At 34.6% G+C, this 21,351-nt stretch carries 22 protein-coding genes and 2 pseudogenes; 20 read left to right on the top strand and 4 right to left on the bottom strand.

The window, feature by feature from the left end:
- Window positions 1–772 precede the first annotated feature (772 nt).
- From ABH966_RS12905 to ABH966_RS12885, 5 genes are all read left to right on the top strand, one after another.
- Complete coding sequence (locus tag ABH966_RS12905; RefSeq protein ID WP_370079003.1) at window positions 773–1,267, top strand: small multi-drug export protein; 495 nt, start codon at window positions 773–775, stop codon at window positions 1,265–1,267.
- 62 nt (window positions 1,268–1,329) lie between these two features.
- Entirely contained in the window at window positions 1,330–1,590 is a 261-nt protein-coding gene (locus ABH966_RS12900) for a YfzA family protein (protein WP_370079001.1), read from the top strand.
- A 254-nt stretch (window positions 1,591–1,844) separates the two neighbouring features.
- Entirely contained in the window at window positions 1,845–2,636 is a 792-nt protein-coding gene (locus ABH966_RS12895) for a helix-turn-helix domain-containing protein (RefSeq protein ID WP_370078999.1), read from the top strand.
- Window positions 2,637–3,195: 559 nt separating this feature from the next.
- On the top strand, window positions 3,196–3,696 hold the full coding sequence (locus ABH966_RS12890; RefSeq protein WP_370078997.1) for a hypothetical protein: 501 nt from the start codon (window positions 3,196–3,198) through the stop codon (window positions 3,694–3,696).
- 279 nt (window positions 3,697–3,975) lie between these two features.
- A complete protein-coding gene (locus ABH966_RS12885) occupies window positions 3,976–5,247 on the top strand; it encodes an oligosaccharide repeat unit polymerase (RefSeq protein ID WP_370078995.1) in 1,272 nt (423 codons plus the stop codon).
- Window positions 5,248–5,333: 86 nt separating this feature from the next.
- Here the strand turns inward: ABH966_RS12885 and ABH966_RS12880 are convergent, their stop codons facing one another.
- The gene (locus ABH966_RS12880; protein ID WP_370078993.1) at window positions 5,334–5,984 is read right to left on the bottom strand and encodes a FusB/FusC family EF-G-binding protein; all 651 of its coding nucleotides are present in this window, start codon (window positions 5,982–5,984) and stop codon (window positions 5,334–5,336) included.
- Between the two features lie 593 nt (window positions 5,985–6,577).
- On the opposite strand from ABH966_RS12880, the gene ABH966_RS12875 reads away from it, so the two are divergent.
- The 8 genes and pseudogenes from ABH966_RS12875 to ABH966_RS12840 all read left to right on the top strand — a co-directional run bounded on the left by ABH966_RS12875 (window position 6,578) and on the right by ABH966_RS12840 (window position 12,992).
- On the top strand, window positions 6,578–8,239 hold the full coding sequence (locus ABH966_RS12875) for a S9 family peptidase (RefSeq protein WP_370078991.1): 1,662 nt from the start codon (window positions 6,578–6,580) through the stop codon (window positions 8,237–8,239).
- A gap of 62 nt (window positions 8,240–8,301) precedes the next feature.
- A complete protein-coding gene (locus tag ABH966_RS12870) occupies window positions 8,302–8,937 on the top strand; it encodes a class I SAM-dependent methyltransferase (RefSeq protein WP_370078989.1) in 636 nt (211 codons plus the stop codon).
- A 12-nt stretch (window positions 8,938–8,949) separates the two neighbouring features.
- Window positions 8,950–9,921, top strand: a complete 972-nt coding sequence (locus tag ABH966_RS12865; protein WP_370078987.1) for an HD domain-containing protein — start codon at window positions 8,950–8,952, stop codon at window positions 9,919–9,921.
- Window positions 9,922–10,133: 212 nt separating this feature from the next.
- Window positions 10,134–10,262: pseudogene (locus ABH966_RS12860) on the top strand (IS1595 family transposase); the annotation flags it as partial.
- A 725-nt stretch (window positions 10,263–10,987) separates the two neighbouring features.
- Window positions 10,988–11,386, top strand: a complete 399-nt coding sequence (locus tag ABH966_RS12855) for a MarR family winged helix-turn-helix transcriptional regulator (protein WP_370078985.1) — start codon at window positions 10,988–10,990, stop codon at window positions 11,384–11,386.
- On the top strand, window positions 11,386–11,733 hold the full coding sequence (locus ABH966_RS12850) for a DUF3147 family protein (RefSeq protein ID WP_323657388.1): 348 nt from the start codon (window positions 11,386–11,388) through the stop codon (window positions 11,731–11,733). The genes ABH966_RS12855 and ABH966_RS12850 overlap by 1 nt, the downstream gene beginning before the upstream one ends.
- 11 nt (window positions 11,734–11,744) lie before the next feature.
- Entirely contained in the window at window positions 11,745–12,227 is a 483-nt protein-coding gene (locus ABH966_RS12845) for a GNAT family N-acetyltransferase (protein WP_370078983.1), read from the top strand.
- 300 nt (window positions 12,228–12,527) lie between these two features.
- Window positions 12,528–12,992 carry a hypothetical protein gene (locus tag ABH966_RS12840; protein WP_370078981.1) on the top strand — a complete coding sequence of 155 codons (465 nt, stop codon included), beginning with the start codon at window positions 12,528–12,530 and terminating at the stop codon, window positions 12,990–12,992.
- A gap of 145 nt (window positions 12,993–13,137) precedes the next feature.
- On the opposite strand, the gene ABH966_RS12835 is transcribed toward ABH966_RS12840, so the two are convergent.
- Window positions 13,138–13,485, bottom strand: a complete 348-nt coding sequence (locus ABH966_RS12835) for a hypothetical protein (RefSeq protein WP_370078979.1) — start codon at window positions 13,483–13,485, stop codon at window positions 13,138–13,140.
- 339 nt (window positions 13,486–13,824) lie between these two features.
- Here ABH966_RS12835 and ABH966_RS12830 point away from each other — a divergent pair, with 339 nt between their 5' ends.
- The 7 genes and pseudogenes from ABH966_RS12830 to thrS all read left to right on the top strand — a co-directional run bounded on the left by ABH966_RS12830 (window position 13,825) and on the right by thrS (window position 20,011).
- Complete coding sequence (locus ABH966_RS12830; protein ID WP_370078977.1) at window positions 13,825–14,322, top strand: hypothetical protein; 498 nt, start codon at window positions 13,825–13,827, stop codon at window positions 14,320–14,322.
- A gap of 23 nt (window positions 14,323–14,345) precedes the next feature.
- A pseudogene (locus ABH966_RS12825) lies at window positions 14,346–14,592 on the top strand (hypothetical protein); the annotation flags it as partial.
- 264 nt (window positions 14,593–14,856) lie between these two features.
- Window positions 14,857–15,435, top strand: a complete 579-nt coding sequence (locus tag ABH966_RS12820) for a group-specific protein (RefSeq protein ID WP_370078975.1) — start codon at window positions 14,857–14,859, stop codon at window positions 15,433–15,435.
- Between the two features lie 252 nt (window positions 15,436–15,687).
- Window positions 15,688–16,308 carry a hypothetical protein gene (locus ABH966_RS12815; protein WP_370078973.1) on the top strand — a complete coding sequence of 207 codons (621 nt, stop codon included), beginning with the start codon at window positions 15,688–15,690 and terminating at the stop codon, window positions 16,306–16,308.
- A 62-nt stretch (window positions 16,309–16,370) separates the two neighbouring features.
- Window positions 16,371–17,156: a lipid II flippase Amj family protein gene (locus tag ABH966_RS12810; protein ID WP_370079138.1), complete on the top strand. Its 786-nt coding sequence runs from the start codon at window positions 16,371–16,373 to the stop codon at window positions 17,154–17,156.
- A 121-nt stretch (window positions 17,157–17,277) separates the two neighbouring features.
- On the top strand, window positions 17,278–17,637 hold the full coding sequence (locus ABH966_RS12805; protein WP_370078971.1) for a hypothetical protein: 360 nt from the start codon (window positions 17,278–17,280) through the stop codon (window positions 17,635–17,637).
- A gap of 457 nt (window positions 17,638–18,094) precedes the next feature.
- Window positions 18,095–20,011 (top strand): threonine--tRNA ligase, encoded by a 1,917-nt coding sequence (gene thrS, locus ABH966_RS12800; RefSeq protein WP_370078969.1) that lies wholly within the window; start codon window positions 18,095–18,097, stop codon window positions 20,009–20,011.
- 208 nt (window positions 20,012–20,219) lie between these two features.
- Here the strand turns inward: thrS and ABH966_RS12795 are convergent, their stop codons facing one another.
- Window positions 20,220–20,684 carry a hypothetical protein gene (locus tag ABH966_RS12795; RefSeq protein ID WP_370078967.1) on the bottom strand — a complete coding sequence of 155 codons (465 nt, stop codon included), beginning with the start codon at window positions 20,682–20,684 and terminating at the stop codon, window positions 20,220–20,222.
- Between the two features lie 147 nt (window positions 20,685–20,831).
- Window positions 20,832–20,972, bottom strand: a complete 141-nt coding sequence (locus ABH966_RS12790; protein ID WP_198516187.1) for an aspartyl-phosphate phosphatase Spo0E family protein — start codon at window positions 20,970–20,972, stop codon at window positions 20,832–20,834.
- Window positions 20,973–21,351 lie beyond the last annotated feature (379 nt).

Below are 21,351 nucleotides of genomic sequence, written 5' to 3'. Positions count from 1 at the left end.
TTTAAAGTCAAGGTCTCCCCATTGAGGTCTAACGCATCACATTTTCGCATTCCAGTATAAGAAAGCAAAAGTAGAAAGGAATAGTACTTCTCATCCTCATATTCTTCCGCATAATGTAACATTGTGCTTTGTTGGATCGATGAGTACTAATAACTCAGCTTATTTGTTCCAAGAGAAGGTAAACTTACACCTCTTAATTTTTTTCGATGAAGTATTTCATCTTCAATAACTGCATTAATGGTGATAAAAAAATAGCGCGTGTGTTAATAAATTCATATTGATAAATAGCTAAGTTTATAGAAACTTAATAACGGTTTAAACAGATAATAATTTCTCGTTGAGTTATGTTTTTAAGGTTCGGTGGGGAATTTCTATACAAAATACACCGTTTAACATGATTGCAACCGTAAGTTGACAAAGTGCAACTGCAACATTGTAGAAGTAAGAGCAATGTTTTTCTAAGATTTAGATAGTATTTAAGAAAGGAGATTCATGTTTAATCGAAATTAAAAAACAGTGCATTATTGAAAGTAATTAGAGAGGAGAAACAATGAAACAATTATCGGAATTATTTTTACAATAGTGGTATTAATTTTTTAAAAGATTTTTCAGGACTCAATCCCAAGAGTTAATGAGCCAATAACAAATATATTCGTATTTGTAGGCTTTGTCTTTGTTGCTGTTATATATGGCATGTCTCGATTTAGAAAAAAATAGTGAACACGCCTTGGAAAAGTAAAAAGGAATGTTCTTTAAAGAAGGAGAGTATTACATGTTTCGTCAAATGGTACAAGAGTTTGTTGGTCAATTATCTGAATTAGATTTATTTTTACAGTATTTGGGCGTTTTTTTTATATCTTTCATTCCGTTCGTAGAATCTCCTGGTGGGGCTGTAGTCGGTTCTCTCATCGGGATCCCGATTATTTTTGCAGTAATTATTAGTATGATAGGAAACTGGATTTCAATCTTGTTCGTTATTTTACCCTTTAATGCTTTGTTTATAAAAATTCGTAATCGTAATTCAATAAAAAAAGGATTTATTCATAATCGCGCAACGAAAGCGAGAGAAAGGTACGATAAATATGGAGTTCCAGGACTTGCACTTATTGCTCCATTAGTCGCTTCCGCCCATATTGCTGCTTTCACTTCATTAGCTGCAGGAACAAATAAAAGAAGAGTTATCTTCTGGCATTCCGTTAGTATAGGTTTTTGGGGAATCCTCGGTGGAGTATTAGGATGCTATTTAAACTATGATTTAATGAAATAATATTTTGAGTCGTTTACTACATTTGAAATTAATCAAGATTATTAAGAGAGGATAATAACAAGATGAGTTTAATAAAAAAATGGATAATTAATCTTGGAGGCTTCTTAATTCTTAACCTCATCTTTTCAACTTTGGATGGTACATTTGTAGTTACTAATGTTAATTTCGGTGATTTTGGAAATAGGATATTACAGACTGAATTTTTTACCGAGAGGTTAAGTTTTTATGAAAATCCCTTTTTCAATATAGTTGCAATCTTCGCTGCACTCCAAATAATAGTTGCTGCTTTATATGATATATCTAAAGTGGTAACTGGTAAATGATATCTTTCAATTCTAATCGAATGAATTGAAACAAATAGATACCCGTGTTATCGTGATGTATGGGAATAAAATGGAATATAAAAGTTCGTGAATTGGATAAATATTCATTATTCACTGCTTTGTTCCCTGTGTAACATTCGTTGAAGTATTTTTACTAACTAAACATATAGCTGTATGAAGGTAGCGGCATTTTTACTTATAAGTAGTAACTATTAAAATAAGAGAATATAACAAATGGAAGGAGTTCAAAGCAAGTGACATTTGGTGAAAAACTTTTTAATTTGAGAAAGGAAAATGGGCTTTCTCAAGAAGCTTTAGCTGAAAAATTAAACACGACGAGACAAGCCGTTAGCAAATGGGAGAATGGTCAAGGGTATCCTGAAACTGAAAGACTTCTTATGATTGGAAATATTTTTGGTGTTTCTATGGATTATCTGTTAAAGGACTCTGTCGAACCAAGCAATGATAAAGAGTCAGGATATTATGTTAGCAAAGAAATGGCAGAAGGTTTTTTACTCTCTGTTCGTAAATCAGCTAAATATTTCTCAATGGGTTTATTTTTTATTGCTTTATCCTTTATCCCTTATTTTATTTTTAAACAAGACCCATCAACTTATTTAGTACCAACGATTATTCTTGCAACCATAGGAATAGGTTTACTTGCGTCAACATCTTTTTTTGAAGAAGATAAATATAAAGTGCTTAAACAAGAACCTTTATTGTTTGATGAAAAATATCTCCAAGAGCTAAACATTAGATATAAAAATATGAAGAGAAAATACTCAATTATTATGATAGCAGGATTCGGATTATTTGTAGTGGGGTTCTTACCAATTGGATTAGAAAGGAAAAAATTTATTTCCGCTGGTTTTCTGACACCTTATTATCCGATTTGTATTGGGCTGATTGCAGTCGGTATCTACATTTATACCCATATGTCCAATATCCTAGATGCATATAAACTTCTTGCCAGGAATGAAGTATATACTAATCGATTTGGCTTTATGTTTCGAAAGAAAGTGAGAAAAAAGTTTGATAATTTTTAAACTAATACAGATGAAATTGATCAAAACATATACATTTTACAGCCCATGATTAAAGTTGTTTTATGCTTTGCATAGTTTGAAATTATGATAGTTATCTTTGTGCATTGAATTATCAATGTCTATAGGCAAGATTAGATAGAGTATCTATCACAGCAAATTTATTTGGGAGAAAATACACCACCGAAATGGTTATCCTAGTCGAAACACTCGTTTAAAATACGAGTGTTTTTTTGTTGGAAAACATTGATAAATCACCGTTTGTAGCAGATTGTTCTAATGGTAGCGAAGAAAAAACATGTACCCCAAAATGCACCCAACATTAAAATTTCATTATTTTTCGATTTCATGTATTAAAAAAGATGCGTGTACTCCATCTTTTTAATAGTTTTGTTTAAATGAATTGAATTGTTTCAATAGGTAAATTTGAGAAATTAGCTCCCAGCCACTACATTTACAATTAAAAATAAAGTAGGATTCTTTCTACAACCGTCTATACAATTGTTTTTGGATTTTAATAAGATATACAGAAAGTAATATCTTTTTATTAGGAGGTGAATCTTTGTCAAATCAAACATCAACATGTCAAAATAGAAAGTATACAATTACTACAGGACCATTTCTTGTTCCATTGGATGCTGCGGTTGGACAGCCTAATAATCGACTTGTGATTCTTATAAAAAACCCTACAAGCAAACCACTAGAGGCTGATGTTGTGATTGAATATTGCCCTTCTTTACAGCTTTCAATGGAAGGAATATCACTTCCTTTTATAACGAATGAGAATGAAAAACCTTTTTTAGAAGGTCTTCCGTCAACTGTTATACCTCCAAGGAGTTGTACTCGATTGGAGTTTGATATTAGTTCTCTTGTAAATGGAATTCTTCATGTTAAATCTACAGGCGATTATTTAGTAGGAGAACGCCCGTTACGTGGAAGACTTGAAATCGAAGTGGTTGGTGGATCAGGCCTTTCTAGTCCTACAAATCCTGGTCTTGCTGTTGCAGATCCTTCCATGGTATTCCATTACGGTGATATGAAGGTTATGCTTCTCGGAAATTAAATTATAAAACCTTAAAACGAGTACAGGAAGCACAAAAGCGCCGTACTCGTTTTCGTTTTGGATATTGATAGCTATAGAATTTTTTCGTGCACTCGGCATGCGTATCCTGAACAACGAAGACAGAAATTACTTACTAGGCTTTAAATGTTTAAATTTACTAACAAAAATAGTAAGTAGATATGCAAAAAAATCCATTGGTATGATATACTATTCTTGTTTTACATAATTGGAAATTAATATAAAGTATGGGGGAGAAAGTGTTTTGGGGTGTGAAAGGACATGAAACAATTTTTTAGAAAATTAAATAAAATCGATACGTTTTCGCCGTATTTCTTTTTACCATTTATTTTACTGCTATATTTCTTTACGAGCATGTTTGATTGGCATAGGTTTGAAATGTTCAATATACATGTTTCCATTTGGCCAGCAGTTATTTTAGCAGTTATTTGTTATTACATAGGTGTTTACGTTATAGACAAGATGAAATGGACAATTCCTTCATTTGGTCTGTCGTTTTTAGGCAAATATGTGATTCATTTTATCGTGTTTCTTACGTTACTTGGTTTATGTTCGTACATATGGATGGTTTTTGGAGGCGGACTTGGTATTTCGGATGAGTCAAATCGCCGAAACCTAAATCCAAAGCTGAACTTCTTTAGTCAATTACTATGGTTTGGAGTTTTATTGCTGCTATCCTATAAAATGATTTTAGAAAAGCATATGACGTGGAAGAAAGGGTTTATCTACGGTTCTATCTATGTATTTATCATTTTTTTATTTGTGTTAGTTGCCTATCGAACGCCATTAATTATTATCCTATTTACAGGGATCATCATTGTCCACTACGTAGTAAAACGAGTGAAATTAACGTGGTTTTTAACAACGCTGTTAGTTATTGGTGTAGCTTTCTCTACGTTTAGTTTTATTCGTGTGTTAACGGAGGATCGGTCATTAGAATTTAATAACCGAGACCAGCCTGATGTGGAGCTAACGGAAGAGGCAAGAGACCAACTGTTAACGGCTGAACAAAAGGTAAATCAAACGCCGTTATGGGTGCGTGCATTAAATGAAGAAAGTGTAACAGGGCATATTGTGTTAAGTACAATTATTGAGTATACGCAGGAAAACGGTTATTTAAACGGTGAAGTCCATAAAGGTATCTTTAGTACGATATTACCTGGTAAACAAATTTCACCTCGTATGGTGGTAACTGAAGTTGTCAATTCCATAAGTGTGGAGAAGGGTAAGGTCATTACCCGTGGAAATCGTACAACTACACCAACTTTTATCGGTCAATTATTTTTAGATGGGGGCTATTTATTAGTAGCAATTGGCTTCTTTTTATATGGTGCTTTAATTTCACTTCTTTATAATAAAGTGAAACAGGAGGGCATTCGTAGTTTCCATTCTGTCGCCTATGCATTTACTATTACGGTATTTACGGTGTCTATGCATACAGGTTTACTCGATTTAATCTTTGTTTTAATGCTTGGCTTTGTCATCATTGCTTCGTCGATTATAAAAGTGGATCAAAATCAGCTTCGTTATTAATTAATAAAAACTATTTATAGAGCCTTCCCCGCAATGGAGAAGGCTTCTTTTTATTCCTCTATAACACTGAATAATAATGTTTCACTTTATTGAGTGATGCGCTCGAAAAATTCCCTTGTTTTTTCGATATCCGTTACATGTCGATTGCATGTTTGGCTGTCTGCGCAAATGTAATTACTATAATTCGTGAACGTTCCAACGATTTGCCCTTTTACAGATGTAGTAAATAGGCCTACATCGGAATGGCGGTTACATATTGCACATATTCCACGAATAGTATCATTGGAGAATGTGCCTTTAATCGATTTGAACTTTTCATCTTGTTCCAGCAAGACATATTTTCGATGTGTTCCAGGATCATCCCATGCTAAATAACAAATCTCCTGAAAATCCATTTCTTCAAGCTTCGGTAGTTTTAGCTTTTTTTCCTTTTTAAAAAGGCTCTTCAGTGTGTTGGCAGTGACTGCTTTGAAAGGGATGACGTATGGTTTTAATCGTTCAATATACTCATCACCCTGTGCACGATTTGTCACTTCGAAAAGCTGTTCAATTAGCTCAGCTTCCTCAGCGGACAACGCTAATTTTGCTGTGATCTCGTTTTCAATGATACCGTGTACGGCAAGGATGACGTCCTTATCTTTCGTCGTTGCAAGTGTTCGTATGATTTTATTCATTTGCTGTTCAAGTAAATGATAGTTTGCCACCGTTAAAAACGGCTGAATTGTTGGTTTTTCCATTTGAATTCACTCCTGTATTGTAGGCTTTTCATAAAATTTATGGCCTAAAGAGATCATTCAATTATGTTATTTGCGTTAACTTTTCTAGACCTCTTTGACCTGTAAAGTGTTTGGTCTAGAGCAAGCATTACAAAAGAATGCGTCCATTTCGATTCCTCCTTGAAAAGAAAACTATCTTTATCATAACATTTTTTAGGAAATAAATAAAGTTACAATATTCAGATTTTTATATTAAAATAAATGGTATAATTGTATTTATTGGGTTTCCATCATGACATGGGGTTGGTTTCCATTTCGACGGGGTGCTTTGTCGCTGACGCTTCGCTTTCGCGCAGAGCAAAGCTTCCTGGGGGCATCTGATAAGCCGATTTGGCCTTGAAGACGTTATCACAGGAAAAGGGATGGAACCCTTTTTTAAAAGTACTGTTACCAGAGAAAATTTTTAAGAAAAGAGGAACGTCTATGATTCAGTTTGAAAAGATGAACACAAAGCATTTTTTGCAAAATTTAACGGTAAGTGATTTGCGATTAGTCCTGATGAAAAGCAGATGGTACTAAGTACGAATTTTAATGGATATTTTAATCTATGGGGAATGGATTTAGAGAAAAAATTTCCTTATCAAATGACTTTTAATAATCAAACTTCGAATTTTATTAAATATTCGAAAACAGGTGAATTCCTTTTAGCAGGATTTGATAAAGATGGCGATGAAAATAGTCAAATTTACGCAATCTCACCTGAGGGAGGAAGCCTAGGACCAATTCGCTATAAAGAGGGAGAGCGTCATTTCTACGCACATTTGACTGAGGATGGTAGACATCTTTATTACTCAACTACAGCTGGAAATTCGACGTATTTAAATAGTTTAGTTTATGACATTGAGAGTGAAGAGGAAAAGTTACTTATTGAGGGTAGTAATGCACCTACTTTTATCGCTACAGTTAGCCCAGAGGAAAAATCATTTGTTTATATTAAACAGTTTGGTAATACGCATTCCTTAGCATATGTACAAATTGATGGTGAGGAAATATTGCTCACGCCATTAACGGATAAGCAACATACAGTTTCCGATGTTGTGTATACTTCTGAAATGGAAATTTATTTTTTAACAGATTACGATGAAGATTTTAGCTACTTAGCAAAATTTGATATTCAGTCGAAACAATTTATAAAGTTGCTTCAATTAGTAAAAGAAAACTTTACAAGTATTCATTATTCGAAAGAAGAGCATGCACTTTATTTAGTTGGTTCCTATGGTGTAGAGGATCGGCTTTATCGTTATACAGTGGCAGATGGGAAAAATGAAAAACTAGAAACACCTGTTGATATTATTGAGAAAATGGTTATTATGCCAAGCGGACATTTATATTTGCTTGGAAAATCGGCTACGAAGCCAAATAATATTTTTGTTTCAAAGGAAATGGGAAGCTCGTGGTTGGAGTTAACTCACTATAGAGTACCGGGTGTTCGGGACGAGGATTTGGTGGAACCCGAAGTGCTACGTTATCCATCGTTTGATGGTTTGGAAATTGAGGCACTCTTGTTCAAGGCGAAGGAAGAAAATTCGAATGGCCATGTTATTTTATGGCCACACGGTGGTCCGCAATCAATTGAACGCAAATCATTTCGACCGATGTTCCAATTCCTTGTGACCCAGGGATACACTATTTTTGCACCAAACTTTAGAGGCTCATCGAACTACGGTCTAGACTTTATGAAAATGGTTGAGGGCGATTGGGGTCATGGTCCACGTCTTGATAATATTACTGGGGTTGATTGGCTTATTGAGAAGGGCTATGCGGATCGTGATAAAATGCTGCTTTCAGGTGGTAGCTATGGTGGCTATATGGCACTGTTATTACATGGTCGCCATGCAGATTACTTTAAAGCAGTTGTCGATATTTTTGGTCCAAGTAATTTGTTTTCATTTATTGAGTCTGTTCCGGATTTTTGGGCGCCATATATGAAGCAATGGATAGGAGATCCAGAGAAGGATAAAGAAAGATTAACAGTCGATTCACCAATTACGTATTTAGATGGTATGACGAAACCTATGTTAGTCATTCAAGGGGCGAACGATCCACGTGTTGTGCAAAAGGAATCTGACCAAATCGTTGCTGCTTTAAAGGACAAGGGGCGAGAAGTGGAATATATTGTGCTAGAGGATGAGGGACATGGATTCACGAAAAAGGCGAATGAAATTTACGTGTATGAGAAAATATTCGAATTTTTTAATACACATATCAATTTATAAACGAGGGCTATGATTATTCATTTATCAGACTAGTAATCGATGGAAAACATAGGAGGACGATTATGCTACTAAATCAACAAGGATTTGATTTATGGGCTGATGGTTACGATAAAACGGTTCAGCTAAGTGAAGAAAGCAATCAGTATCCATTTGCGGGATATAAAGCAGTATTAAATACGATATTTAACGAGGTCATGTCCATTCCAAAATCAACTGTATTAGACATTGGATTTGGCACAGGGGTGTTAACGGCAAAACTTTATGACAATGGCCATTTTATCAATGGACTCGATTTTTCCTCGAAAATGATCGAAATCGCCAAAGAAAAAATGCCTGATGCAAACTTAATGAAGTGGGATTTGTCAAAAGGGCTGCCAGTAGAGTTTCTTCATCAAAAATATGATGCCATTATTAGCACCTATGCGCTGCATCATTTTACCGATGAAATGAAGGTGCAATACATTACAGCATTATTGCAGCAACTTACGCCTGCAGGCAAAATTTTTATCGGTGATATTGCGTTTGAAACTAGAGCGCAGCTTGAAAAATGTCGACAAGACAGTATTGATTATTGGGATGATGATGAATTTTATTTTGTCCATGAGGAAATTAGCGCCTTGTTAAAAGGCGTATGCCAATTAGAATTTCATCCAATCTCGCATTGTGGTGGGATTTTTGTACTTTCGAATTTTGCATAGGAAGAAGCTTACATGATTATTTCTGATTATTTATATGGTGAATTTGAGATAGATGATGTGTTAGCGGAACTTCTTTTGAGTAGACCGGTACAAAGATTGAAGGGGATTCATCAAGGTGGGGCAAGTTATCTTGTAAATAGCCGATGGAATGTAACACGTTATGAGCATTCGATTGGTGTCATGCTGTTAATTAAACAGCTTGGAGGCTCTTTAGAGGAGCAGATTGCAGGATTATTGCACGATGTTTCACATACAGCTTTTTCGCATGTCATTGATTTCGTCCTTGAAAATAAAGCTGAAGATTATCATGAAGAAATATTTATGAATGTGATGATGAATTCTGAAATTCCTCTTATTCTTAAAAAGTATAACTTTGATTATGAACATCTATTTAGTAATACTGCGACATGGAATTTACTTGAACAACCAGCTCCTGATTTATGTGCAGATCGAGTAGATAATACTTTAAGAGATATGTACACATATGGGCGAGCCTCACTAGAAGAAATAAAAATATTTTTAAATGATATTATGATTCATCAAGGGAAGATGTGTCTGAAAAGTATTGAAAGTGCAGAATGGTTTGTGAAAACATATTATCAAGAAGTACTTGATTTCTTTATGGATCCGTTAAATATTTATGCCTATCATAAACTTTCACAAACGCTAAAGTTAGCATTGGATAAAAAGATTATTACGCTCGCTGATTTTCTTAAGGAAGATGAAGAACTAATTGTACTGATGAAATCTTCAAATGATAGGCAAGTGCAGAGCCTATTAAAACAGCTTCATTCTAATGTAAAAGTGAGCGTGGATCAAACAGAATTTGATATTCATCAAAAGAATAAAACTAGACTTATTGATCCTTTGCTTTACCTTGAGAATCGATTAAGAAGGGCAAGCGAATTATCTGAAGATGTTAGAAAAATGAATGTAGCTGCTGAAGAAAAATTTCTACAGGGTGTGTTTGTGAAAATTCTATGAGTATATCGATAAATTAAAACTTTTTCGGTAGAACAAGGAAGGGGTTGTCAGTAGACAGCTCCTTTGCTTTATGTAAACACCCCAAAAATGGGGTGTTTCGGCTAAGTTTGAAAGGGTTGATACATGTGTTTTTTATTTCTTGTATTTTTTTTTATGTAGTCGGTATACCACTTCATATTCGGTGGGGATACTATGGCAATGTTATTTTGAAGAAGGCTTGGATGGTCCATTTTCAAGGAGTAGCCACTAAATATCTGGATAACTACTTATATTGGTTTCGTTGGCTTGCTTTAGGAAAGAACGTTGCATTTGAAAAACGAGTGGAGCAAATGCTTGTTTAAGCGTGTCAAAAATTGAATAACATAACTGTCAATTCTTTAAGGGGAATAGCTGAAAGAAAAAAACGTCAAAAGACTCATCAGAAATACATTTCTAAGGAATTTAGTGTGTTCCGATATAGCAATACATTAGAGAAAAGATAAAAACAAATGTTAAGGCAATCCCTAACACTGTTTGGTTATGAGTGCTTTTATCATTTTTTAAGTTCTTTAGAAAAGTAGTGAAGTTTACAAACCATAAAACACCTAATAAAGGTATAACAATTAAGAACATAATTAACATAAAATACCACCCTTTGTTGTTTTCTGATTATTTTTCTATATATTTTAGTATATCATAAGCTTTTCTATCACAATAAAACAACAAAGCTTTTAGAAAAGAAGAGCTCTTTAACACGAGTTCAGACAATATTTTTTTCCCTCGGGGGTCCCGTTATATCTCTTTGTCTAGCTGTCCTATCTTATATTGCTATGAATACGTTCACTAACGAAGCACTTCGAAATTTTCTTAATGGATTTTTTTATATGAATGGATCCCTTTTTCTTTTTACAGCTATTCCGATCATCTATCCAAAATGGTTAAAGCCTTATGCTGGATTACCTTCGGATGGTTACCAAATTTTTTATACATTGAAAAAACTGAAAATATAAAATTTTAGACATCCCTTTAAATGTATCGCAAACTACGATATAATCGATTTTGACGATATATTTAAAGGAGCAAAATTATGATTAAAGAATTAAATAACTATTTTACAACAATTTATTACCATCTACATACAACGCATGAAGAGTCAATTTCGCATCAAAGCGTGCGAATTTTACAGATGATTCAAAAGGAAGATGAAGTAACTGTACGTGATATTGCTGAGTTATTGAATATTTCTCAAAACACAGCGTCTGAGCATATAAAAAAGCTAGAGCGTAATGGCTGGGTGAAAAAGGAGCGATCTATCGAAGATCAACGCAAAGTACATCTACATCTTACAGCAGAAGGGTTTCACGTCTTAAAGAAAAACACTGAATTAGATGATGAAAAACTGCAACATGCGCTAAGCCAGCTTTCAGAAGAACAACAACAAACAATTTTACAGGCATTTCGTCTATTAAGCGAGGTGTCTAAATAATGTACACATTAGTAAAAATCCTTTGCTCGGCGGCCGTTATCGGTATTGTTACAGAGGTTGCTAGAAGATTTCCTTCCTATGGCGGCATTATTGCAGCTCTACCACTTGTCAGTATTTTAAGTATCATCTGGCTTACTGTGCAAAGTGAGCCGAGTGAACATATTCAGCGCTTTACGGTTGGTGTAATTGTTGGATTACCAGCTACAATGTTTATGCTGTTTGTTATTTATATGGCGATGAAATCATCGATCCATATCGTGTTTGCCATTGGACTAGGAATTGCTTCATGGGCAGTTTTTCTAGGTGTTCAAAAAGCCATTGCTAGTGTATTTAATTTTTCAATTTAGGAGAATAGTAGATGACAGTAATTCCAATTCAGCAATTACATCAAAATGATGTGTTACAGTTTTTTAAAGAGCATTGGGGAAGTACAGAAATGGTCATTTCCAGTGGGATATATGACTGTAGTCAATTAGATGGCTTCGCCTATGTAGATAAACAAAACATGATGTTAGGTCTCGTGACGTATATCATTCGTGATAAAGAATGTGAAATTATTTCCCTTGATAGTATTGTGGAGGGGAAGGGGATTGGTTCATTGCTTGTACAAGTTGTTGAACAACATGCATCCGAACAAGGCTGTACAATGATTACCCTCATTACGACAAATGATAATTTACATGCGTTAAAATTTTATCAAAAGCGAGGTTATTGCTTAATCGAAATCTTACAAAACGCAGTAGATCAGGCAAGAGCATATAAACCTGAAATTCCTTTAATCGGCAATGAAGGGATTCCGATACGTGATGAAATAAGATTAGCAAAGCAATCTGACTTATAATGAGTCAGGTTGTTTTTATTTGTATTAAAGGGTAACGTAGCGCAAAGAAGTAAATTGGCGTAAAAAACCCTCACTAGAACTTGAAGCAACGGATAGAACGTCCAAAATCGTGGATAGAGTCTTCGGGATGATGGATAGAACGTCCAAAGTCGTGGATAGAGTCTCCGGAATGATGGATAGAACATGCAAAATCGTGGATAGACCCTCAGGAGCGACGGAAAGAATCACTGTTTATTTTCGAGGTTTCATCACCTGCGATTTCTCGCTATACTTATGGGTAGTAAGAAAGTGAGGAATGAAATGAAAAAATTACTATTTGTTTTATTATTTAGTGTTCTAGTGGTGGGAGGAGCCTTCATCATTTATTTAAAAAGCAATCCACCACTTGTCATGAACAGCTATACGAATTCTACAGAAGATTCAACTATAAAAATCGTAGAAATAGAGAATAAAGGACTACGTGACATCAAGCTTCAACAAATACTCATCAATGATAAAGTGCCTGAAAATGTTGAGCTTGTCGTGAGTAAGTCGGAACCGTTTGAAGCAGAAACGAAGCTAGTAGGTAATCCGAATATTACATATCATAAATTAAGACAAGTAAATATTTTTCCAAGTCAATACATAGATCGTAAGGCCATCGGAAAGCAGCCACAGCATTATGCAGTGAAAGTTGAGGCACCTAATATTAAAAAAATAACAATTAAGTACGATTATTTAAATATGCCATTTACTTTAACAGCTGAGTTACAAGCTACTAAATAAAGGGAAGCTATTATCAATGGGGGTTTTCTTTTTCAAAGTTGGTTAGGCTGCATGCATCTTAAATCAGAAAAGCGCGAGAAATCAACGTTTCTAAAATTGATTTCTCGCGCTTTTTAAGGCTTAGACCAGTTTTGTCTCAACCTTATCATTTTCTTTTTTTTATTTGTAAATTGCCCTTATTAAACATAACAAGTCCATTAAATCGCTCATAAAAACCATATAACGGATATAACAGTCCAAGGAATACGATAAAGGAAGGGATTTTTTCGATAACAGGGATTATGCCTGATAGTAAAGATCTTAATGTTTCTGTTAAGAAAATAAATAAAGGAATGATTGCAATTGTACCAATTAATAGAAATGGGGTTACTTTTGTCTCTTCTAATTTGACGTGGCAGTGTGGACATTTCATGGTAAATGGTGATGAAAAATCCTCAAAGTCTTCAAGCGTTATTGCTTCTTGACAATCTGGACATGGTATAGATGTTTTCATAAATAAAGCTCCTTAAAACGAATTCTCTTTAGTATAGTTGAGAATTATTACCAAAGTAAGCGGGAAATATTGGGGTTAAGAAATTGGAAATCCGAAGAAAAAGCGTAAATAAGAAAAGGGTCGGGCTGTTATGTGCAGTTTACCTCCCAACTAACGTCATTACATCCATAAACTTTGATGGGGTAGTCCATTGCCCGTTAAACCTTAGCTATAGACTCGTTTTATGTCTTATCATTTATGCCCGTGTCATTTCATAAGATTGTTTGATGAAAAAATACTATCTCTCCTAAAACATGGTAATCTAATAGTAACATTCGTTGAAATGTTAGGAGGGACTAAATGGGGTTTGTCGTCATCGGCATAGTACTTGTTATCTGTATTTTCACTGTGACTTTAGTGGTTATTCGGAAGCATTCGGAGGGGGATATTAAGCTGGAAGTAACAGCTGTATGTGAAGGGAAAAACGAATTAAATCAAGCTATTATGAAGATATATTTTACATTTTCAATTGGCACACTGGCACAACGTAAAAAAGAAATAATGGGCAGTATTGATTGGTCAAAAGGATGGATGCCTGTTTGCTATAATTTAAAGGAATATGGAGTCTATCAGGACGAAAGAATACTCCCTGCTACAAATGAGAAAACGTATACAACCTTCGAAATCAACGCTACAAATGCTACAGATCCTCTGGGACGGGGTGAGGGGTATGTTGTACTAGTATTAGAGGATCCTATTTCTATAGATAAATCCAGAGCAGGTGTGATTCTTGCAGTAACCGCCAATATGGTGACCTATCAGCTATCTGATTCAACTAGCTGGAATAATGACTTTTAATCTTAATGAAAATCAACAAGATAATCCACATACAACACGTTAATAACTTCCATCGCCGTTTGAAAGGATGGATGGAACGATTTCAAGGCGTAGGTACGTATTATTCGGATAGTTACCTCTACTGATATCGTTGGCTTGAGTTACATAAAAACTTGGCATTTGAAAATCGGGTAGAGCAAATGCTTATTTCCGCTAGTCAAAAAATCTATATATTTCACAGTTGAAGCATTAAGAAAAGATAAAGCGCACCATTTATCAGATGCTTTTTAAAGGACCCAATGGTTTACTGTTATTCAAATAATGGAGCAAATTAGTTGAACTAGAAAGTTTAAGAACAACACAAAACTGCTAGAGAAGAATTACATTCTCTAGCGTTTCTTGTTTCTATGTTAATTCATTATAACAAATTATTCCACAAATCACCATTCTGTTTTTCACCTTATTTTCTAGGTAATATAGAGTGATGAAAAGGAATGAAAGGATAATGAAGAAATCATCCTTTAAAGAATTAAACTTTGATGAGGAGGAAATATGATGGATTACCTATATCATATGGTGCCAAAAAAAATGACGGGGGAGGATCTTATTTCTCTTAACGAGATAAAATTGATACATCCTGAACTTTATAAGGCCTACTCAAAAAAGTATTTTAACCATCCAGAAAGGCCGAGCTTATTATTGAAAAGCATCCCCAAATTAAATTGCTTATGGAATGATGTGATTTTTTTACTACCTCTTCATCCTTACTATGTTTACGAAGCTTTACATTCTCTTGGAGTAAGTATTAAAAAAGATTTGATGTTTTATGAAATACCAACAGAAAGATTGGTCAAAAATAAAAATGCTGTGTATTTCTATAATAAAGAGAATTATATGGGCCCAGCTTCGGATATACCTTGTGAAGAAATACAAATCATTGATATCATTTCATATCCAGAATGTTCGGCTTTACCATCAGACACATTTGCCTACTTCACAGAAGAACATAAAAAAGGTGTTAACTTTGGGATGTTCGCACATATTCCACATATTTTGAGTTTAGGATACATTAATATTAAAGGTGTAAATATGATTAATTGGAGTGTTGCTCCAGTTCAAACAAAATTGATTTAATATCGGCGTTTAGATAAATTAGCGACCTTGTTGAACTAACGGGTTCTAAGTTACATTTTGAATCACGAAATATAAAAACCAAAAAGACAGAATTTATTCTACACGTTTTGTAGATTAAATCGAACTTTTTGCTTTAAAAAAGCTATTCGTTAGGAGGAAAGTACCTAATGAATAGCTTTTTTGTTTGGTAGGGAAATAATGGAACCTATTCAATTGGATTTCGTAGAATATTAAAAGGAAGGAGTGTCTTTGTTGTATTCGTTACTATACTATAAGGAAAAACCTTGGGAGATAGACAATGAAGAGGAATTATACAAATATGCTGCTGTGGTTCAAAAGTACATCGCCATCTTAACCTATGGCAATCAGTTAGATGAACAAGCCTTAGATGAACTTATTGCAACATATCTAACAGAGGAAAGCTGCGATGACTCAAATAAATTTAATATAAGGTATGATACATATGATGCAGATGTGAAAAGTCCCCATAGGAATCATTGGATTTTTGGAATTCAGATGGATGATGAGCAGCTTTTAGAGTTTGAAGCGATTATCCAACGCTTAGATGGTACGCATGTCCGAATTCAACATAGGAGTCGAGGACATTATGAAGTTAAAATTGATGGTAAACTATATTCCACAAAGGTATATCGAACTAGAGAGTCCTTGAAGGTTTACAGAGAGCCTGTTGAAGGGGAATATTTACTTTTTATCGACGAGGAGTCAGAAGATAATGTCCTACTAAGAAGTAAAATGCATATGATGCCAGAAAAATTGCAATCGCTTTCTCTATCAGCGACAATTCCTCGTGAAGAATGGGAAGTATATGTACGAGATTGGATCAAACGATTACTAAAAATCATACAAGAGTGACGACCAATCATCAACCGAAAAGAAGGTAATAGATTTTGGATATTTTGACAGATAAATTAATAATGATTGGTTTGTTTATTCTCATCATTCATTCGATAGAGACACTTGCGTATGCAGTTCGATTATCGGGTGCACGTGTAAAATTATTAGCTTCTGCACTATCACTGTTTAATGTCATGGTCATGTTTTCAAGGCTAGCAAATATGATGCAGCAGCCTTTTACAGGAAGTCTAACTGACACAGCACCAAAGGAAAACACATTGCCATTTGTGGAACAGCAATTCCGCATACTTATTGGCGCCGCTTCACTAGGTACATTGGTAGGCATTCTACTATTGCCGACTTTTGTAGCGATATTTTCAAGGGCTATTATTCATTTGTCTGAGGAAAGAGGCTCGATCCCAGCATTATTCAAAAAAGGTTTTAGTATTGAGTATATCAAAAGGGGAATAAAACATATTCATTTGCCAAGCTTTTCATACTTAAAGGGGATTAGCTTGCGTGATATTCCTCTAAAATTATTTATCGTAAATGTCGTTATAACGGCCATCTATACCATTGGTGTACTGTCTGCACTTTACGCCTCTTTATTAGTTCCTGAAAGATCGAATACTGCTGTGATGTCATCAGGGCTTATTAATGGTGTAGCGACGATGTTACTAATTATATTTATTGACCCTAAAATTTCCATTCTAGCAGATGATGTTATCAATCAAAGAGGCAGCTACTTAAGCCTTAAACGAGCTTCTGTGATGATGATGGGATCAAGACTGCTAGGCACATTTTTGGCACAACTATTATTTATACCAGGAGCAAAATATATTGCATGGTTTACACAATTCATGTAAGGGGGATATACATTGATGATAACTATTCCAGCCAAATAACAACTTTCTTTAGGAATTAAGAAGGATAGATTGAAGTTGATATTAATGTGATAACTTTCAAAGAAAGGAAAATCGATATCTAATGAAAAAAATATGCTTCCTAATTTTAATGATGTTTGTGTTAGTTGCTTGTAGTACGAATCAACAAGAGGAGGTCCATTACATAGCAAAAAGTGAGCACTGGAAGGCCGTATATCATAGTAATATGGAGGAGGGCTTGCGGCTTTTCTATCTTGGGGAAGAGGGAGATTTAGGTGGTTTGGAAATAACGATAGAAGGGTCTAAAGAATCCCGATCTTATATTGACTACCAGGTAAATACGGATAAACAGTTTATCTTAAAGAAAAAAGAAAGTACGAAAATTTTTAAAAAGGATGCTGCCCCAATCATTCAAATACAATGGCAGTCTCACAATGAGACTTTAGAAGTGCGAAATAGCTGAAATAGATGAAGACATGAGCATAGGAGTGCCCAGACACCTTCGCTCAAAAAATTCAGTGATCGACATCGCTACTTTCCTGCTATGCATTTGCAATAAAAACACCTTAAATTGTTTCATAAAAACGAATTTTCGGACATTGACAAGTATTGGAGCATTCGTTATAGTAGATAACAATTTCACAAAGCAATGAAATTGGCGATGACAAGGATACGAGTTTAAATAAGCGATTCACAGAGAGGGGGGCGATGGCTGAAAGCTTCCTAATACAGCTATTAAAACTTACTACCTTTGAGCAGTGCTTGGAAACTTGCACCGTACTTGCAACGTTACTGCATTTCAATGAGCCACTAGTGCATCTAGTGGGAATTTGGGTGGAACCACGGGTAATCAACACATGCTCGTCCCTTTATGGGGCGAATATGTGTTTTTTTTATTTTAAAATAAAGGAGTAGAGAACATGTCAAATCAATTAATTAACATTCAATTTCCAGATGGGAAACAACAAGCATTTTCAAAAGGTGTTACACTAACCGACATTGCACAAGCGATTAGTCCCGCTTTACGTAAAAAAGCAATCGTAGGGAGTGTCAACGGAACCATCATTGATTTGACGCGCCCGATTTTGGAGGATACACAAATTTCCCTTTATGATGCTAGCTCAAAAGAAGGAATTCAAGTAATTCGTCATTCAACAGCTCATTTACTAGCTCAAGCAATTAAGCGTTTATACCCTGATGCTCGATTTGGGATTGGCCCAGTAATAGAGAATGGTTTTTATTATGATATCGACATTGAGCATTCCTTTGCGCCAAGTGATTTGCAACAAATTGAAAAAATGATGAAGCAAATTGTGCAAGAAAATATACAAATACAGCGTAAAGAAGTAACAAGAGCAGAGGCACAACAGCTATTTGCTCATGATGCGCTAAAGCTAGAGTTATTAGAAGATATTCCAGAACATGAAGTTGTGACGGTTTATGAACAAGGAGACTTTTATGATCTATGTCGTGGACCTCATGTACCTTCTACAGGTAAATTACAACATTTTAAATTAATGAATGTGTCTGGAGCTTACTGGCGTGGAGATAGCAATAATCAAATGCTTCAGCGTATATACGGTGTAGCGTTTGCCTCAAAAAAAGAGCTTGAGGAACACTTTGTTTTCTTAGAAGAAGCGGAAAAGCGCAATCATCGAAAGCTAGGAAAAGAACTAGATTTATTTATGTTTTCAGAGGAAGCACCAGGGATGCCATTTTATTTAGCAAATGGTCAAATTATTCGTAACGAATTGGAATCTTATTTACGTCATGTACAAGCAAAATTTGATTATCAAGAAGTACGGACACCATTGATGATGAACCAGCGACTATGGGAGCAATCCGGACATTGGGATCACTATAAAGACAATATGTACTTTACACAAGTAGATGACCAAAGCTTCGCATTAAAGCCGATGAATTGCCCTGGACATATGCTAATTTTTAAAAATGATTTACATTCATACAGAGATTTACCGATTCGTATGGCTGAATTTGGTCAAGTTTATCGACATGAATTTAGTGGTGCATTAAATGGACTTTTACGAGTTCGGACTTTTTGTCAGGATGATGCACATATTTTTGTTACGCCACAGCAAATTGAAGATGAAATTGCACTTGCCCTGAAAATAATAGATGAGGTATACAAGGTTTTTGACTTCCAATACGATATTGAATTATCAACACGTCCAGCTGATTATATGGGCGATATTGACCTTTGGAATGAAGCGGAAGCTGCATTAGAAAACGTACTAACTAATCTAGGTTTTCCTTTTACAATTAATGAAGGCGACGGAGCGTTTTATGGACCAAAAATTGATATTCATATTAAAGATGCCATACATCGCAGTCATCAATGTGCAACGGTGCAACTCGATTTCCAACTACCTGAGAAATTCGATTTAACATATATCAATGAACAGAATGAAAAAGTAAGACCTGTCGTTATTCATCGAGCGGTATTCGGTTCAATTGATCGCTTCTTAGGCATATTAATTGAGCATTTCAGAGGGGCGTTCCCAACGTGGCTTGCACCTCAACAAGTAAAAGTAATCGGGGTAGCAGATACACATCAAGATTATGTTCAGCAAGTAGTGGATGCTTTACAAAAGGAACAAATCCGTGTAAGTATTGACAATCGGCAAGAAAAGCTTGGTAAAAAAATTCGTGAAGCTCAAATGAAAAAAATACCGTATATTTTAGTGCTTGGTGATAAAGAAATGGATCATCAACATGTCACTGTTCGTAAATATGGTCAGCAAGCATTAATTGAAAAACCATTGCAACAGTTTATAGAGGAACTAAAGCAAGAAATACAGCAAAAAGCCTTATCTTAAAAGGGGATTAAACCATTCCTTATATTAATATAGCTCGACTCCAGAGGTAAGTCACTACTCCCTCGAGTCGAGCTAATAACAGCCATGAAATGTATGTTGTAATATATGTTTTTCTAAATTTACTGGAAAATATTGATTTTTTCATCGATTTTGCTACTATTATCAAATTTTCAAGCATACAATAAACTAAACAACAAACAAAATAGATTTAATTGATGGAATCACTTTGATAATTACTATTTCCTAAAAGGATAGTTTGGGTCTCAGCGTCAATGACCAGGTATTTATAATAAGTCTCCTGATTATTTTGCTTAAAGGATGCTAAAAAATATACTTGTCGATTGGGATGAATAAAAGTATGTTGAGTGAGGTCTATTTTTTCACGTATAAAATTAGTTTTTAGATGAAATGTCTCCTCAGCCTTAGGTACGTCCTTAAAGGCTATTTTTTGACGAATGTTTAAGGTAGCATCGTTATACTCCTCATAGATTGTCTTGTCTATTTGATGATAAAAATCATTCTCAGTACGAAATGTCTGATATTGATTATTAGGATATTTATAAGATGTTGTTCCAGAAGATATGCAAAGAATAGGTGCTGTATTTTCTACTGAATCTTGAGGCTGCTGTAGTAAAAAGCTCGAAACGACCAATGATAAAAAAAATACCTGCATTTTTAGGCCTCCTTTTCCTGTCATAAAGAAGATATCCCATTTTTATGTTATTTATACGTATCTTTACAACATCAATAGGAATTTGCTATCTATTCTATAATCGGAACCTAATACAGGGTAAAACTAGTCGAATCATCGGAAATCGTTTCAGCTGGCTTTATTGATCGCTTTTGAATATTTATTTAGTAGGACATCTAATTCTTGACTACAATCTACCACGCTAGGATGGGTGAAACCTAAATCCATAGCCTTTTTATACATATCTTTCCTTTTATTTTCAATCTCCATCTTCAAGAATTGTTTAAACGATATCTTAACCAAAATCTTTTCCCCCTAAAATTTTTTCTTCATATTCTTGAAATACATTGACCTCGATTCAACTTTTTCATTGTATCTCACCTAAAACGAAAAATATGTCACATTGTGTATAGGTTGAGAAATTCGTAATTTAGTCATAGAAAAATATAATCATAATTATATAATGGGAAAATAAGAAATTTTAACACAGGGTATTTCAGCCTATTTAAATATCCTTTTATTGTATGAATTATGTGTTTTATCACCCTCTACATTAGAATATTAGGGTTTTTTTTTGGCCAAATATAAGAACGGGCAAAGAGTGATATTTAATAGTTTTACTCCTTTTTTACTATAAAAAACTAATGTC

Source organism: Lysinibacillus sp. RC46 (assembly GCF_041262385.1).
GTDB lineage: Bacteria > Bacillota > Bacilli > Bacillales_A > Planococcaceae > Lysinibacillus.
The sequence above is the reverse complement of the archived record's forward strand: the minus strand, read 5'-3'. Positions and strand labels throughout refer to the sequence as shown.